The sequence below is a fragment of the Allocoprococcus similis genome, from assembly GCF_054660775.1.
Genome location: NZ_BAAHSG010000044.1, coordinates 1 through 14,779, shown reverse-complemented (window position 1 = coordinate 14,779; position 14,779 = coordinate 1). Strand labels below are relative to the sequence as shown.

Below are 14,779 nucleotides of genomic sequence, written 5' to 3'. Positions count from 1 at the left end.
AGAATACAGTCGGAAAGGAGGAAATTACACGATGCAACGCACATATCTTGCGATAGATCTTAAAAGCTATTATGCGAGTGCGGAATGCGCCGCTCGCCACCTTGACCCGCTTACCACAAATCTGGTCGTGGCAGATTCCTCCCGCACTGAGAAGACTATCTGTCTCGCTGTGTCTCCTTCCCTGAAAGCCTATGGCATTCCGGGTCGCGCCAGACTGTTCGAGGTCGTGCAGAAGGTCAAAGAGGTCAATGCAAATCGGTTAAGGGAAGCGGTACGATTAAGAAAAGCGGTGTATAAGGACGGTAAACCATCCTTTTCCTCAGCCTCCTATGATTCCTTATCCCTTGCCGCCGACCCATCACTTGAACTCTCTTACCTTGTTGCACCGCCCCGGATGGCATATTATGAAAAGGTGTCGCGGCAAATTTATGGCATCTATCTGAAATACATTGCCCCGGAGGATATTATGGTTTACAGTATCGACGAGGTGTTCATCGATGCCACCGCGTACCTATCCCACTACAATATGACTGCACACGACCTTGCCATGACAATGATCCGGGAAGTGCTTTATACGACCGGCATCACCGCCACTGCCGGGATCGGTACGAATCTGTATCTGGCGAAGCTGGCAATGGACATCACCGCCAAGCACGCTGCGCCGGACAAGGATGGGGTCCGTATCGCTGAACTGGATGAAGAGAGCTTCCGCTATCTCCTATGGGATCACAAGCCGCTCACAGACTTCTGGATGACTGGTCCCGGCACCGTCAAACGATTAGAAAAACACGGCATCCATACGATGGGTGAACTGGCATATTTCAGCACTGTCAATCAGAATATCTTATATAAGGAATTCGGCGTTGATGCCGAACTGCTGATCGACCATGCTTGGGGGCTGGAACCCTGCGGCATGAAAGAAATCAAAGCCTACAAACCCAGCACCAACAGCATCTCCGAGGGACAGGTTCTCTCCTGCCCTTACCCATACGACAAAGCCAGAATCATTGTCATGGAGATGGCTGACAGCCTGGTATTACAGCTGACGGACAAAGGGCTGGTAACGGATAGCCTGACACTGGATGTTGGCTATGACCGGGAAAACTGTGACAGCGGTAAGTATAAAGGTCCGGTACACATCGATCACTACGGCCGCACTGTTCCGAAGGGTACTCATGGCAGCGCAAAACTGGATAATCCGACCAACCTTGGCAGCATCCTGATCTCTGCCACAACTGAACTGTTCGACCAAATCATAAATAAAGAACTAACAGTACGGAGAATCACAATAGCCGTCAACCGTGTGGTCAAGGATGAGGGATTCTTCCAAGTTGACCTGTTCACGGACACGACCAGGCTGGAAAAAGAGAGAAAGCTACAAAATGCAATGCTGGGACTTAAGAAGAAGTTCGGCAAGAACGCTGTTCTGAAGGGAACCAACTATCTGGCTGGTGCAACGATGAGGGAAAGAAATCAGCAGATAGGCGGTCATAAAGCCACATAAGGAGGGAAAACATGGACTACAAAAACACACCGGAAGGCAGAGCCGTCCAAAGTAAGTATGGCAAAATCCTCCATGCTCCCCGCCCAGAGCCACCACATAATCATCCCCGGATGCCGATGTCAACTCGCGCTAAAATCTTCTCTCCTTTTGCCGCCTTACGAGGCTATGAGGATGAGATTGCTTCCGAGGGCAGAGATCACCTCAAAGGAAATAGAATTGAACTGTCTGAAGAAGGCAAACAAGCACTGAATCAAAAGATCAGCCAGCTTCGGAAGGGACAAGAGATCACAATAAAATATTTCACGGACGGCTACTATGAAGATATAGCCGGAGTACTGGATGCTGTGGATGCAATAAACAAAGAGCTACGAGTTTACACAGGATTTATAAATGATACCGGCAAAGAGCTGCCGACCATTATTGCATTTGAGGATATATTAGAGATTGGGGTGAATATGACTTGAACTGCTACTTTTGCGACGCCTGCCGCTACTGCTTCTCTGCTGAGAAGCTGCCGGATCGTTGCCCTGACTGCGGGGCACAAACCTATAAAGAGAAGCCAGCGGTGCGCTTAGCGAGTAAAATGGAAAAAGAGAAACTGCTCAGAATACGGAAAGAAGATAAGGAGGACACACAAAATGAAAGCACATAAATATTGGTCACTCGGCGCACTTGCCTGCATGGCAGGGTGTTTCTACACAGGCTGCAAGAAGCTGATGCAGGCCCACAAGTATTTTGCTTGTGGCTCTCTGGTCTGCATGGGTATGGCAATTTACTCCGGCCACAAAATTGCACCGAAGAAGAAAAAAGATGAAAAGCCTGAAAAATAAGAACACACACCCTCGCCGTAACAAGCGAGGGCTTTTTTGAACTCCAGGAGTTCATTTTATTTCCATCACAAACTAAATGTTACATACCGTATACTTCCATCATGAGTCAAATTCCAACTTTCAGGCCTTCCTCAAAAGCGGTCTTCTCCCATGCACAGCACACCGTTCCCTGCCGGTCCATGATCTTCTCCCAGAGAGGAATCTTATCGCCGATGTAGTCATCTACCAGCCTATCCATACCTTCCAAGCCACGCAGCCACTCTTCCAGTTCCTTTTCTTTTTCCTTTGCTACTTTCCCGGCAACTGTGTTTTTCTCTACTGGATTATTCTCCGTGTAATGCTCGTAGATCAGATCCAGCAGATTCTCCACTGGCGGATAATACTCCGGCTCCGTTTTCTTAATACAATCCTCCAGCACTTCTTTCAATTTTTCTATAATGCTACCATCCTTCCCAACTGAGATTCACATCCTCAGTTACGGCACATATTACCGCACACTTTTGTACATAGCAACCTATTTTTTGCGGCCTTTCGGATGGCCCATCTTCTGCTTCACTTCATCTGGCATGTCGATCAGTCCGAACCGATAGAACATTCCGTAAATATAAGTCACTCCTCGGATATCCCCCAGAGCTTTCGGGCGGTTTACCACTTCTCCTACCTTTTTTATATTGTTCAGTGCCAGCAGCACTGAACTCCATGCCAGACTTTTACTGTTCTCTCGGCGGTCTATCCACAGTTCTTTTGTGTATTCGCCGCTTCTGCCTTTTCGTATTTCATAGGTAAAGGGTAAGCCGGAATAGGTTTTAAAGCGCACACCAGAATAAAGCAAGATCGTCTCCCACAGGTGCTCCTCTGTTGGCTCTGATCTCAGTTTTCTCACTGCTCTGTATCTCCGCCGCCGTTCCGCTCCAGCACTAATTTTTTCTTTATCTGCTGTACTCGGGAAGTACACACCTTTCTGATATGGTAGGTACGAGGTCACGGAGGCTTTGGAGAGTTGAAGAGTATTTGCGGTTGAGAGGATGGCTTCTTTATAGTTCTGTGTTTTCCGATACTCCTCAAAGGTATCCTGTACCTTCTCCGCCACATCCGATTCATACACACCAGCCGTGATGAGCAGCTTTCTTGCTTTGATTGGATTTAAAGTTAGCGCATCTGCAATGGATCGGAGGGAGCATTCCTCCTCATAAAGTGCCACAGCACTTTCCATCTGCTCTTTTAGATTCTTACCGGCATCATACTCCGGCTTTAGCTTCTTTCGACCGCCACCTGGCTTCCGAGATTTATACGCTCTTTTTTCTCCCATAGCTCACAGCACCAGCTCATACAATTTGAACGTCATCTTCCCGACTACATCATAATAGAGCGTTTTTGTCTGAACATATTGAAAGCCCAGTTTCTGATACAGCTTTTCGGCAGTTGTATTGTTCTCGATTACATCAAGCCTCAATGCTTTCCTGCCAGCTTTTCTCTCCAGTTCAATCACATTCTCCACTAATCTCCGCGCCAGCCTTTTTCCTCTCTGCCCCGGATTCACTGCCAGAACATGAAGAACAATTATCTCATCCGAATTAATCTGCCACGGAGCATCTGCATAGCCATCGACCTTTTCATCATTTGCTATCACACATGCCGCAATTTCATCACCATCTGCCAGCACATACAGTTCTCCCTTATCAATACTGGCCTGTATCATTTCATCCGATGGATGGATTCCTTTCTTCCATTGTGGAAATGACGGGTCATCCTTCTCCTGATCAATCAAGTTCCAGTACAGGGATCTTATTTTGTAAAAATCTTCTTTTTCTGCCTTACGAAATATCATTTTGTCCACCTCTTTACTCATGCAGCTCCAGCGGCAGACCATCCGGGTCATGAAAGAAAGTCATCTTCTTGCCGGTATAATCATCCACACGGATTGGCTCACATTCAATTCCGACCGCTGCCAGTTCTTTCACTGTCTGTTCCACGCTATCAACGCAGAACGCAAGGTGACGCAGCCCACATGCCTCCGGGCGATTCACACGCTTCGGTGGATTTTCCTCAGCGAAAATCTCCAACTCCGTAAGCTCATTGACACGCAGATCCAGTTTCCAGTCCTTACGCTCCGAGCGGTAGTTTTCTCTGATGACAGAGAATCCCAGCCTGTTCACATAGAAATCCCTCGCGGCTTCGTAGTCAGATACGATGATTGCAATATGATGTATTTTAGATAAGTTCATTTTGTGACACGCTCCATTTCTTTTATTTCCGTTGCAAACTATACAGCAACCTTCAAAAAATACCGTGTGAACTCCTGGAGTTCAGTTTGTCCACACGGCATATCATCAAAACTTGATTACTTTCGGCTCATGGGTGAAAGAACTAATGGTAGCCACACCGTTCTTGAAGTAGAACACCTCAGTGTTACCATCATCTGCGGCATACATCTTCTTTAAACTCGGATAGGCATCCAGCATAGATTCTCTCGCTTCCACACGGTCATCCTCTACCAGTTCGCCGGCAACGCGAATCCACTCGCCGCCCTTAAATGCACACAACTCTGCTTTCGGATTGGCATGCAGCTGCTTGGAAACATCCTTCTTCTTGCCAGTCTGGATGTACAGCTTGCCTTCAAAAATATGTGCCGTGCCAAACGGACGCACTCTCGGCTGGTCGCCTTCGACCGTTGCCAAGTAATATGTTTCAGCTTCTTTTAAGAACTTTACGATTTCTTCCATTTTATTCTTTCCTTTCCCACACGGTCGCGTGTGATTTATAGTTTTATGGTTTTATTTCAGTTTTTCGAGGATCTCATCCGCACTCATGCCGCTTGCCAGCAGCTTCTTCAGTACACTCTCGGCTTCAGCCTTCTTAGCTTCTTCAGCAGCCTTAGCATCTGCCTTTGCCTTCTTCGCTTCCAGGGATGCCTCTTCTTTTTCGGCCTTCTTCAGAGCAGTCTTCTTCTCTTTCAGGTCAGCCTTCAAAGTGTCAATGTTGGCGGTGATGGATGCGATCTCGGCTGTGAGTGCTTGCTTTGCGGACTGCTTTTCTGCAATCTGTGTTGCAAAATCTGCAGTCACAGTTTTGGGCTTATTCTTGCTACCTTTAGTTCTGGGCATAGGACACAAACCTCTTTCCAAAATTATAATCGTTTAAATTAAGTATTGTGTAGGTATGAGAACAACATAGAAGTCTCTTTTTTTAGTATATCACAAAACTATACTCTTTTACAGACGCTTTCTTGCCTTCATCGCTACACAATACAATAAACCGCCTAGCACTCCGCCGACTGTGTTGTAGAAAATGTCTGATAGCTGGAACGTTCCCAAGCGAAGTAATAACTGCAACATCTCAATGCTCACCGAAAAAATGAACGCTAGTTTTCCGCTATACCACAGTATCTTCTTCCTGCCGCTTCTTATCTTTTCTTTGAATGTCCACATCACTACTGCTGAAAACGGAACCATCATGATCACGTTCTCGATGCACTCGGTGGTCAGAACCTGTTCACCATTTTTTATCTCCCAGATGCCCCAGCCGCCCATGACATCAGATAAAGGATTCAGCCACAGATTTCGATTCAGTAACGTTCTGAACAAGATCATGGAGGTCACAAAGGCCAAGAAGAATAGTTTTCTAAAGAACACGTCCTCTTTGAACTTCTGATACCATGTCACCATGGCACTCTTCCAACCTTTGCCGGCGTCTTGAGGCTCATAAGCATATAAGTAGAAAAACATAGCCAAAAAGGAAAGCAGGAGTGAGAATCCAAACGGCTCATAGAGTGCAGTCAGGATGTTTGTGAGGATTTTGGCCAATACTTTTATTATTTCCATTACAGGTCACTGAACAGGTCAGCCTTGTATACGCCTTTTTCTAACATTTTCTTGAAGCTGTCCTTTACGACTGCGACATCCTCGTGGTAGGTCATTCCGTACCAGGTGTCGTTGGTCTTCAGAACCTTCACAGACATCTTGCCCTGCTGCAACAGCTCACCGATGAAAATAGGAATCAGATACTCGGCTTTCTGAGGATTACCCGGCACTTCCTTCTCGAAGAACTCTTTAAAGCCTTCTTCCAGTACACTCAGGAAATCAGGAGTTAAGCCCCACATATTCATGGAGACCAGTGAATTCACGTCAACAGTCACGCCGTCCGCCTCTGTTCCAGTCGCAGTCTTTACAATATTCTTAGTCTCAACAACCTCAGTTAGATTATTCTGCTCGTCCATCTTGCAGATACCACGAGTCACACCGCCATTGTCAGACAGGGTGTTCTTCAGAACAAAGCCTGCCATGCAGGACTCGCCGCCATTCACCAAATAGTCATGAACAGCCTTGAAACCTTCTTTGCCGTAGTAATCGTCTGCGTTAATGACGATGAACGGGGTCTTGATGACATTTTTCGCTGCAAGCACAGCCTGACCCGTTCCCCACGGCTTTGTCCTGCCTTCTGGCAGAGTTCCCGGGATATCATTGATATCCTGGAAAGCATAGTCTACAGTTACGTAATGAGAAGAGCAAGTGGAGGCAATGCGATCACCGATCACCTCTTTGAACTCTTTCTCGATATCCTTGCGGATGATAAATACTACATGATTGAATCCGGCTTCAATTGCATCGTGGATTGAGTAGTCCATGATAATATGTCCAGCATCGTCCACTGGTTCCAACTGCTTAATTCCTGTTCCGAAGCGACTGCCAATACCGGCGGCCATGATAAGTAATGTTGTTTTCATCTTAATTTCTCTCTTTCGTTTAAAATTACAAAACCATAAATTATTTTTTGTTACCGAGTTCTTCCATGTATTTTTTAGCATCCTTCATAAAGCTGACTGCAATCATCACGATTACCGCACCAATCGGGAAAGCTGCAACAATACTCACCGACTGAAGATTGTTCATGGAGCTTTCTGCAAACAGCAAAGCAATCGGAAGCAAAATAAGCAGAATACACCACATCAACTGAATGCCTTTATTTGGTTGCTCACCATCCTCCAGTGTGTGATAGCTATAGCAGGATGCTGTCAAAGCGATCGAATCGAAAGAAGTCGCATAGAAAGCAATCATCGTCAGCAGAACAACCACCATGATAACAGGCGCACCCGGCATCGTTTTGATGATAGACACAATCATGCCATATAGATCTCCGCTTTCCAGATACTGTGCAATAAAGTCAGCCTTTCCAGTGACCTGCATTCCCATAGAATAGTTACCAAGTACAACAAAGCTCGTCAACGTAGAGCCAACACCAAATACATAGCCACCAAGAATCGTCTGACGTACTGTTCTGCCACGAGAAATGCTGCCAATAAAGAACGGAGCAGCCACGCACCAGACCATCCAGTAAGCCCAATAGTAAATCGTCCAGTTCTGTGGGAAATTCGATGTACGGAGCGGGTCAGTGAACGTAGACAGATCAACAAAGTTCTGAATCATCCGTCCAAGGGAAGAAAAACCAGTTTCAATAATGTACCTTGTTTCTCCACCAAACAGCAGCACAAAGGCAATCAGACCAAAGAACATATAAATACAAATGTTTGCCAACTTGCTGATTCCCTTAAATCCATGCAGCAAGGAATATGTATATACAGCACAGGTAATCAGAAGAATAATAATGTTGATTACAGTACGACTAACGGCAACATGGAACAATTCACTGATAATGGTTGCCATAAGCGGTGTTGCTACACTAAAAGTAGTAGCAGTACCAGCAAGGAGGGCAAACACAGCTAACAGATCAATAATGCGACCTGCCCAGCCATCGGTACACTTTCCAAGAATCGGGCGACAAGCCTCTGAATACTTCTGACGGTTTCTTTTTCTCACATGGAGCATAAAGCCAAATGCAACGGCCAGTACCAGATAGAATCCCCATGGAATGAAACTCCAATGGAACAGTGGATATACGCCTGCCCAATCCTGAATACTTCCCATCTCTGCCAGATGCGGATCAGTCGCATACAGCACCCATTCCGAGAACGAATAGAACAAAATATCTGCTGCAAGACCACAGGTAAACATCATTGAGCCCCACGCAAAGAAGGAATACTTCGGCTTCTCATTCTGCTCGCCAAGGACGATATTACCGTACTTAGAACCAGCAATATACAGAGAAAGAATAAAAATTCCTAATCCAATTACTAAGTAATATGTACCAAAGGTATCACCAAAGAAAAAACGAATCTGACTCAGTACAGCATTCGATTGTTCCGGTACAAAAAAGAATAGAACACATAATGCAATCACGATTGCCAAAGGCACCAGTGTTATCATCCAGTCTATTTTTCCATGTTCTTTTTTCGTATTCACTTACTTTTCCTCCACATATTTTTTGTAGCTGACATCCAGAGCAATTAGCTCGCTCAGATTATCCACTTCTATAATATCGTCCTTATTCATAGGACGGATACCCAATTGATACTCCTCCGGGTAACAGAACATCGCCACATCATCCCAGTAGATTTGTCGGTTCTTCTTTTGTTCAAACTCAATTTCAAGGTGGCGTTTCAGTTTTTTTCCATCCTCTGCAGTCCAGCGGGAAATACTGTACAGCTGCCATCCACCTTTTCCACCTGTCCGACTGCAGGAGGTAACGATGCCATCTTCTACAGTCTGAAGCCACTCATCCGTTTCTCCATCTGTCCAAACACTGTTATATCCAGAGCGTTCAAACTCTGGTGCAAGAATTTCCGGATTATAAATAATCTGATCACCATCCAGAATAATCGCATTTTCAATATAATCTCTTGCCACGTAAAGCGATGCAATGTTATTACAGGTATCATAATAAGAATTTTCAATCAGCTTAACACCAGGATACTCCTTTTCAAGTGTCACAAACTGCTCTTTCAGATATCCAACAACAACATAGATCTCATTGATTCCGTTTTTATGTAGTCCATCAATCACGGTATCAATCATCCGCACCCCATTCACTTTAACCAACGGTTTCGGTGTTGTCAGCGTCACCGGGTGCATTCGATTTCCTAAGCCGGCCGCCATAATTATGGCTCTTTCTACTTTTGGCATTTATTCTTCCTCCCCTTGTTTTTTCAGTTCTTCTTGAACAATTCGATAATAGTCTTTGGCATATCGGTACTGCCGAAGTGAATACTCACCAAACTCTACGCCGAGGTTTCTCTTATACTCACACCAGTTACTCCACAGCAGACCACAAGCAGCGATGTAGCAATAAATCTTGATTCTAGTCTCATCACTACAAGCTTCCGTAAAATAGGCTGCAATCAGACGATCGACCTGACGTTTATTGTAAAGAGAATAAATACAGAACATTGCCACATCCACATGAGGATCTTGCATTCCTGCATACTCCCAGTCAATCAGTCGGATTTCTTCCCTGCCATCTTTCTCCGCAAAAAGGAAATTATCCGGCACTGCATCAATATGGGTCAGGACTTTTTCTCCAACATGTGCATTAATATAAGGCTTTAGCGACAGAACATTTGCTTTTGTTTTTTCATAGTCTTTATAAACAGAAGGAGTCCCCTCCCATAGCGTTTCATAAAACTCCATCTGTCCGAAAATATCAAACTCGTGGTTTACTTTCAATTTTAAGTCATGGAACGCATGTAGCCGCTTCATACACTTTTTAACATCTTCATAATTCAAAGGATCACATACTCTCGCGCCTTCCAAGAATTCCGTGATTTTATAGCCATTTTGAGGGTTGATATATGCAATATCATCGCAAATATGCTTTCCATCAATAGTTTGATAAACCGCTGCCTCTTGACGACGATTGATGAGCTGATCAGTTCCTTCGCCCGGAATTCGCATGATATATTTTTTTCCCTTGCAGGTAAACAGGAAAGAACGATTCGTCATGCCCTTTTTAAGAACTGTAATATCTGTAACTGCTTCTGGCTTTGCATCCAGAGCCTCACAAATCACCTGAATTGCATCTGTTTTCAACTGGTTAGAATCGCTGTCAATTTCCCGGAGTTGCTCATAAGTATTGATTTCCACTACATCTGCTGAATGAACCACACGAGCTGCTACTATCATCCGATCCTTATTATAAAGTGCCTCCTCCCAGAATGCTCCATCGTACCTCTGATTTTTGCATAGTTCTTCAATACGTTTTGCAACTGTGTCGGCATCCTCTTTTACCAGGTAGCAGATACCTATCATTGCATTACCGCCAGAACTTTCTGGTACAGTTACCAGCTCCATTTTACGGTTAACTCGGACATTACTGTCGTTGTCTACAAGATCGCTGACCATATACCATGAATATAGTTCATGCTGATGGAATGGATTTCGATCACACCAAATATCACAAGGAATAATGTATGCATTCTCTAAATGCTCTATTACAAGTTTGACCGAATGCAGATTATTTTTTGCAGCATAATCGGCATTCACTAGCAGTTCTACACCATACTCATCAATCAAATACTCGTATTTTTCTTTCATGAAGCCTACAACAACATAGATTTCCTTGATTCCCACTTCATGAAGCTGTTTGATAATACGCTCGATTAACGGCTCGCCATTGACTTCCAGAAGACCTTTTGGCATTTCGGTATTGATGGGAACCATTCGCATACCAAATCCCGCAGCTAGAATAACAGCACGTTGTGGTTTTTTTTGTTTAAATTCCATTATTGCTTTCATTGTCGGGCGTATGGATTCATCTAGGTAATCTGCTTTGATAAGTTCCTTAATCGAACGGTTTACTACTCCCAATGAATGGCCTGATACTTCCGCCAAAATTCTCTGATTAATAAAAGGCTCCAGCAAAAGCACATTTAAAACATCGCTTTCTTGCTTGTTCATATACTTCCTCTCTTTCTTTTTCATGAACATAAAATCAAACACAATCCGATCTTCCGGATGTTCTCCAAAAAGACCGGATTAATTGTGCCTTAGTATAGATTCATGTTATTTAAACATCTCAGCTTTCCAAATACAGGACTTGTTATTTTCCCCGGCACAATATTCTAAGAAAAGATAATGGCCATAGCAGAAATTCACCTGTATCCCTCTTATTTTTGCGTTACTGTACCTACCTTAAAAATAGCCTTCTCCCTTTATCTTTCGTTTTTCAAATCCTCAAACTTCACTTGATTCATTCTTTAATATAAAACGCTTTAAAATGGTGTGCAGATACTCTCTGATTTTCTGGAGGAAGTTCCATATAATCTCCATAGTATTTTCTCAAAATAGTATCATAATTTACAGGCACTTTTACCATTAGATTTTCAAATGGCATTTCTATCGTCCCTTGATATATATCACTTTCAAATGTCATTCTATCATCCGGAGGGCACATACAAGAGATTACGGCTGTTTGTCCTTCATATCGAAGCATTGCTGCTTTTCTACGCTCAATAAGTTTTTTAGGTCCTAGTATTTTACACTTCACAAACCTATCCAAACGCATTATCGTACGAATTCTTTTCTTAATTGGAATCGTTCTATTAAGTCTTTCAGGCATAGAAATTGTTACCATAGCATTCAATTCATTAATTTCAGCAAAAAACTTTTTACGTTCTTCTTCATTCTCTGGCACATTGTCTAAAGGAAAAACATCTACAAATACGCCTAAACCTTTCAATTCCGTTATACCAGATATTTCCAAAATTGTCTTAGGATCATACACTCGAGCAAAATTAAAATAATAGTTTTCACTATTGCCATCATGCATTACTTGATACTTCGACTCTTTCTCCATTATGACCAAAAATTGCTCATAATCCTTTCTTGGCATACAAACATCAACATCATCATCCCAAGGAATAAATCCTTTATGCCTGACTGCACCTATAAGTGTACCAAAATTTGCAAAATAGTGGAGTCCATACTTTGCACAAACTCTATCAATCTCTGATAGTATTTCAACACAAATAAACTTCAGTTCAATATTATTGATTCTTTGCATTTTATCCCTCTTTCTCGCTCAGGCTAAAGATACATCTTTTAATGCACATACCACAGCGTATGCACTTATCCTGTTGTACAACAGGGTAAGAAAAACCACAATCATCAACTTTCATCTCAATAGCTCCAGCTGGGCATATAGCTGCACACAAACCGCAACCACAGCATTCCTCTGGACTCATTTTAACACAACCGACCATCCTATTAATCCTCTTTACTTATGATATGTTTAATTCTATTCTTTATACGCCTCATAATCGGTGGGTATCCATATTTCTTTAGAACCGTTATAAACTGATCGCATCGCACATATTCATTCCAGAAATCATCGTAATCTGTCGGTTTCACAGTTGGCGATATAAGTTGTGGTTGTAAACATTGATCTTTAGAACACTCTATTGTAATAATTTTGTCATTTAACTTATTAATATATTTAAGTCCTTTATCGCTATGTATAATAATTAAACTTACACCTAATGTATCTTCGATATTGCTGTTAAGGCGCTCAATTCCCCAAAAATCACCTAATGTTATATCTGTTTGTTTATCCAATGTTGTAAACGGACACTTATAGCAACTTGGTCTTTGTATTAGATTTTTACTATATAAATTGTGAAATGCATTAATTTCCTCTGTTTCTATGCATTCTTTTCCGGTATAAAATACAGCTGACCATTTCTGCTTTTTCCATCCAGCTTCTTTATTTCTAAATTTAAACTCAGCGATTCGTCCATGTTTTTTTTCTAATAATTCGATAAAATCCTTAAATAATCGAGAGTTCGTCACTCCATGGCAGACAATGTCGCATAATAGTAATTTATCTCTATTGGAATATCCCACATAGGCTAACACCGCGTTTGCCTGACAAGGTGTCCCGCAAAACAATACCCTTCTTCCTTCATTTAAATCTTTTTTTATATCGGCCAATACAGTAACTATTGTACTTTGCGGATATTTAGAACCCTGTAATTTTGGAAGTTCTTCCTCTTTAGATACTCTTATATGCTGCACTTCCCATGATTCTGTAAATGCCGCCCCATACACAATTCCATTTTCATCCAAAACAAGTTTTGCTAACTCAAAAAAAATACCACCTGAAGCGCTTTTTCTTCTCACATCATTTGAAATACTTTTTGCAGCCATATATAATCTGTCCATAGATATCCTCCCTTTATAAATTTGGAACGATATTTAACGCTATTAGTGTAATTCTAATAACTGCTGTTATCACAATAATTAATCCCAAGGTACTAAACACATGTTTAAGATATAGTGTTACGCTTACACCAGCAATTTTAAATAATTTGCTAAAATAAATAATTTGAATTACACAAAATACAACTGTCATAAGAGCAACTGCAATGTATAAGCTTGAAAAAACATACTTACCAATTGAAAGACCAGCCACATAACCTATGATTTGCACAATTCCTGATATCAAAGCATAATGCTGTTTTTCTAAAACAATTGTAATGCCTTGTGTTGCCATCATAAGAAATTGGAAAAATGTCATAAATACAATAATTCTAGAAAGATTACCTGTTATAACATAATCGTTTCCCAAAAATAACGTACATACAATGTCTCCAAAAGACATAATAACAATCATTGGAGCTATTGCCACATACATAGCGCGCTTTATATTACGGAAAGTAAAATCTCCTACCTCTTGCCCTTTTTTCTTCATTTCAGCCGCTGTCTGATAATATACTTTTCCTATAGATGACGCTAAGAGGTTTACTGGTATATTTAAAACTCGCATACAAACTGAATAATAACCAAGTATTTCAACTCCAAAGAAACTACGAATAAAAAATACCGGTGCTTGGTTCTTAACTTGGGCAACCAAATATGTTGGCATTTGAAATTTAACATAAGTCAAATGACTTCGAATAACATCGAAGTGATCTCGAAACTTAAAATCAAAAAATATACGTGGAAGGTATCTTCTCATATGAAAAAGTGTAAATACCTGACCTAACACAAGACCAATATAATATCCGTATTTTGTGAATCCCATTAAGCCCAAAGGAATAGCAATAACTGCTACTGAAACATTATTTATAATCGGATTCTTCATCAATATATTATATTGTTTTTTCTTATTTAACCAATTATAACATACATTGACTTGCTGCTGTGTGAATATCAAAACAAACAGTACAATCGAATAAAATAGCGGATGTAAACCACTTGGATCGGGTGTAACAGATTTAATGACAAAATACCCAACTCCTACAATAAGACTAATAATAAATGAAATAGTCGTTATAACTGAAAATAGTTTTTCACTCTGTTCACCTTCATCATCCATCATAATGGCGTTTGACAAACCCAAATCCGAAAATGCATTAACAATTACAGCAACAGATGTAAATAATGTCCAGTAACCAATAACTGTAGCACCATATAAACGAGTGAAAATGGGCAATGTGACGATTGAAATTGCTTGACCTAGCATTGTACCAGATGAAATCTTCGTCACGTTTCTCAGCATCTGAGATTTCATCAACGTTTGAATCTTTTCTTTTAACATTTTTCACCTTTCTGATGGA

General features: G+C 41.9%; 18 protein-coding genes. 3 read left to right on the top strand and 15 right to left on the bottom strand.

Annotation, left to right across the window (positions count from 1 at the left end; translation table 11 throughout):
• Nucleotides 1-31 precede the first annotated feature (31 nt).
• From ACYQ5K_RS14910 to ACYQ5K_RS14900, 3 genes are all read left to right on the top strand, one after another.
• Nucleotides 32-1,504, top strand: coding sequence for a Y-family DNA polymerase (locus tag ACYQ5K_RS14910; RefSeq protein WP_459777848.1), 1,473 nt, complete (start codon nt 32-34; stop codon nt 1,502-1,504).
• Between the two features lie 11 nt (nt 1,505-1,515).
• Nucleotides 1,516-1,968, top strand: a complete 453-nt coding sequence (locus tag ACYQ5K_RS14905) for a YolD-like family protein (protein WP_459777847.1) — start codon at nt 1,516-1,518, stop codon at nt 1,966-1,968.
• 174 nt (nt 1,969-2,142) lie between these two features.
• The gene (locus ACYQ5K_RS14900) at nt 2,143-2,334 is read left to right on the top strand and encodes a DUF6219 family protein (RefSeq protein WP_173688891.1); all 192 of its coding nucleotides are present in this window, start codon (nt 2,143-2,145) and stop codon (nt 2,332-2,334) included.
• Nucleotides 2,335-2,440: 106 nt separating this feature from the next.
• Here the strand turns inward: ACYQ5K_RS14900 and ACYQ5K_RS14895 are convergent, their stop codons facing one another.
• The 15 genes from ACYQ5K_RS14895 to ACYQ5K_RS14825 form a co-directional block, all read right to left on the bottom strand.
• Nucleotides 2,441-2,752 (bottom strand): hypothetical protein, encoded by a 312-nt coding sequence (locus ACYQ5K_RS14895; RefSeq protein WP_459777846.1) that lies wholly within the window; start codon nt 2,750-2,752, stop codon nt 2,441-2,443.
• A gap of 96 nt (nt 2,753-2,848) precedes the next feature.
• Nucleotides 2,849-3,643, bottom strand: coding sequence for a hypothetical protein (locus ACYQ5K_RS14890; RefSeq protein WP_459777845.1), 795 nt, complete (start codon nt 3,641-3,643; stop codon nt 2,849-2,851).
• A 3-nt stretch (nt 3,644-3,646) separates the two neighbouring features.
• Entirely contained in the window at nt 3,647-4,162 is a 516-nt protein-coding gene (locus tag ACYQ5K_RS14885) for a GNAT family N-acetyltransferase (RefSeq protein WP_459777844.1), read from the bottom strand.
• Between the two features lie 13 nt (nt 4,163-4,175).
• Nucleotides 4,176-4,559, bottom strand: a complete 384-nt coding sequence (gene gloA2 / locus ACYQ5K_RS14880; RefSeq protein ID WP_459777843.1) for an SMU1112c/YaeR family gloxylase I-like metalloprotein — start codon at nt 4,557-4,559, stop codon at nt 4,176-4,178.
• A gap of 105 nt (nt 4,560-4,664) precedes the next feature.
• The gene (locus ACYQ5K_RS14875) at nt 4,665-5,057 is read right to left on the bottom strand and encodes a pyridoxamine 5'-phosphate oxidase family protein (protein ID WP_161283975.1); all 393 of its coding nucleotides are present in this window, start codon (nt 5,055-5,057) and stop codon (nt 4,665-4,667) included.
• Nucleotides 5,058-5,108: 51 nt separating this feature from the next.
• Complete coding sequence (locus ACYQ5K_RS14870; RefSeq protein WP_459777842.1) at nt 5,109-5,438, bottom strand: hypothetical protein; 330 nt, start codon at nt 5,436-5,438, stop codon at nt 5,109-5,111.
• Between the two features lie 108 nt (nt 5,439-5,546).
• The gene (locus ACYQ5K_RS14865; protein WP_459777841.1) at nt 5,547-6,155 is read right to left on the bottom strand and encodes a VanZ family protein; all 609 of its coding nucleotides are present in this window, start codon (nt 6,153-6,155) and stop codon (nt 5,547-5,549) included.
• Nucleotides 6,155-7,057: a sugar phosphate nucleotidyltransferase gene (locus ACYQ5K_RS14860; protein WP_459777880.1), complete on the bottom strand. Its 903-nt coding sequence runs from the start codon at nt 7,055-7,057 to the stop codon at nt 6,155-6,157. The genes ACYQ5K_RS14865 and ACYQ5K_RS14860 overlap by 1 nt, the downstream gene beginning before the upstream one ends.
• A gap of 40 nt (nt 7,058-7,097) precedes the next feature.
• A complete protein-coding gene (locus ACYQ5K_RS14855; RefSeq protein WP_459777879.1) occupies nt 7,098-8,594 on the bottom strand; it encodes a BCCT family transporter in 1,497 nt (498 codons plus the stop codon).
• Nucleotides 8,595-8,630: 36 nt separating this feature from the next.
• Nucleotides 8,631-9,350, bottom strand: coding sequence for an NTP transferase domain-containing protein (locus tag ACYQ5K_RS14850; protein WP_459777840.1), 720 nt, complete (start codon nt 9,348-9,350; stop codon nt 8,631-8,633).
• Nucleotides 9,351-11,120, bottom strand: a complete 1,770-nt coding sequence (locus tag ACYQ5K_RS14845; protein WP_459777839.1) for an NTP transferase domain-containing protein — start codon at nt 11,118-11,120, stop codon at nt 9,351-9,353. It lies immediately after the preceding gene.
• Between the two features lie 292 nt (nt 11,121-11,412).
• Complete coding sequence (locus ACYQ5K_RS14840) at nt 11,413-12,225, bottom strand: LicD family protein (RefSeq protein WP_459777838.1); 813 nt, start codon at nt 12,223-12,225, stop codon at nt 11,413-11,415.
• A 1-nt stretch (nt 12,226) separates the two neighbouring features.
• Complete coding sequence (locus ACYQ5K_RS14835) at nt 12,227-12,406, bottom strand: 4Fe-4S binding protein (RefSeq protein WP_459777878.1); 180 nt, start codon at nt 12,404-12,406, stop codon at nt 12,227-12,229.
• Nucleotides 12,407-12,428: 22 nt separating this feature from the next.
• Nucleotides 12,429-13,382, bottom strand: coding sequence for a Coenzyme F420 hydrogenase/dehydrogenase, beta subunit C-terminal domain (locus tag ACYQ5K_RS14830; RefSeq protein WP_459777837.1), 954 nt, complete (start codon nt 13,380-13,382; stop codon nt 12,429-12,431).
• Between the two features lie 13 nt (nt 13,383-13,395).
• Complete coding sequence (locus tag ACYQ5K_RS14825) at nt 13,396-14,760, bottom strand: oligosaccharide flippase family protein (RefSeq protein ID WP_459777836.1); 1,365 nt, start codon at nt 14,758-14,760, stop codon at nt 13,396-13,398.
• Nucleotides 14,761-14,779 lie beyond the last annotated feature (19 nt).

What these genes read in the sequence shown, in the direction of transcription:
- gloA2 (WP_459777843.1), bottom strand. Translation starts at nt 4,559, where the DNA reads ATGAACTTATCTAAAATACATCATATTGCAATCATCGTATCTGACTAC.
- ACYQ5K_RS14905 (WP_459777847.1), top strand. Translation starts at nt 1,516, where the DNA reads ATGGACTACAAAAACACACCGGAAGGCAGAGCCGTCCAAAGTAAGTAT.
- ACYQ5K_RS14890 (WP_459777845.1), bottom strand. Translation starts at nt 3,643, where the DNA reads ATGGGAGAAAAAAGAGCGTATAAATCTCGGAAGCCAGGTGGCGGTCGA.
- ACYQ5K_RS14825 (WP_459777836.1), bottom strand. Translation starts at nt 14,760, where the DNA reads ATGTTAAAAGAAAAGATTCAAACGTTGATGAAATCTCAGATGCTGAGA.
- ACYQ5K_RS14865 (WP_459777841.1), bottom strand. Translation starts at nt 6,155, where the DNA reads ATGGAAATAATAAAAGTATTGGCCAAAATCCTCACAAACATCCTGACT.
- ACYQ5K_RS14885 (WP_459777844.1), bottom strand. Translation starts at nt 4,162, where the DNA reads ATGATATTTCGTAAGGCAGAAAAAGAAGATTTTTACAAAATAAGATCC.
- ACYQ5K_RS14850 (WP_459777840.1), bottom strand. Translation starts at nt 9,350, where the DNA reads ATGCCAAAAGTAGAAAGAGCCATAATTATGGCGGCCGGCTTAGGAAAT.
- ACYQ5K_RS14830 (WP_459777837.1), bottom strand. Translation starts at nt 13,382, where the DNA reads ATGGACAGATTATATATGGCTGCAAAAAGTATTTCAAATGATGTGAGA.
- ACYQ5K_RS14855 (WP_459777879.1), bottom strand. Translation starts at nt 8,594, where the DNA reads ATGATAACACTGGTGCCTTTGGCAATCGTGATTGCATTATGTGTTCTA.
- ACYQ5K_RS14845 (WP_459777839.1), bottom strand. Translation starts at nt 11,120, where the DNA reads ATGAACAAGCAAGAAAGCGATGTTTTAAATGTGCTTTTGCTGGAGCCT.
- ACYQ5K_RS14860 (WP_459777880.1), bottom strand. Translation starts at nt 7,057, where the DNA reads ATGAAAACAACATTACTTATCATGGCCGCCGGTATTGGCAGTCGCTTC.
- ACYQ5K_RS14870 (WP_459777842.1), bottom strand. Translation starts at nt 5,438, where the DNA reads ATGCCCAGAACTAAAGGTAGCAAGAATAAGCCCAAAACTGTGACTGCA.
- ACYQ5K_RS14910 (WP_459777848.1), top strand. Translation starts at nt 32, where the DNA reads ATGCAACGCACATATCTTGCGATAGATCTTAAAAGCTATTATGCGAGT.
- ACYQ5K_RS14840 (WP_459777838.1), bottom strand. Translation starts at nt 12,225, where the DNA reads ATGCAAAGAATCAATAATATTGAACTGAAGTTTATTTGTGTTGAAATA.
- ACYQ5K_RS14900 (WP_173688891.1), top strand. Translation starts at nt 2,143, where the DNA reads ATGAAAGCACATAAATATTGGTCACTCGGCGCACTTGCCTGCATGGCA.
- ACYQ5K_RS14875 (WP_161283975.1), bottom strand. Translation starts at nt 5,057, where the DNA reads ATGGAAGAAATCGTAAAGTTCTTAAAAGAAGCTGAAACATATTACTTG.
- ACYQ5K_RS14835 (WP_459777878.1), bottom strand. Translation starts at nt 12,406, where the DNA reads ATGAGTCCAGAGGAATGCTGTGGTTGCGGTTTGTGTGCAGCTATATGC.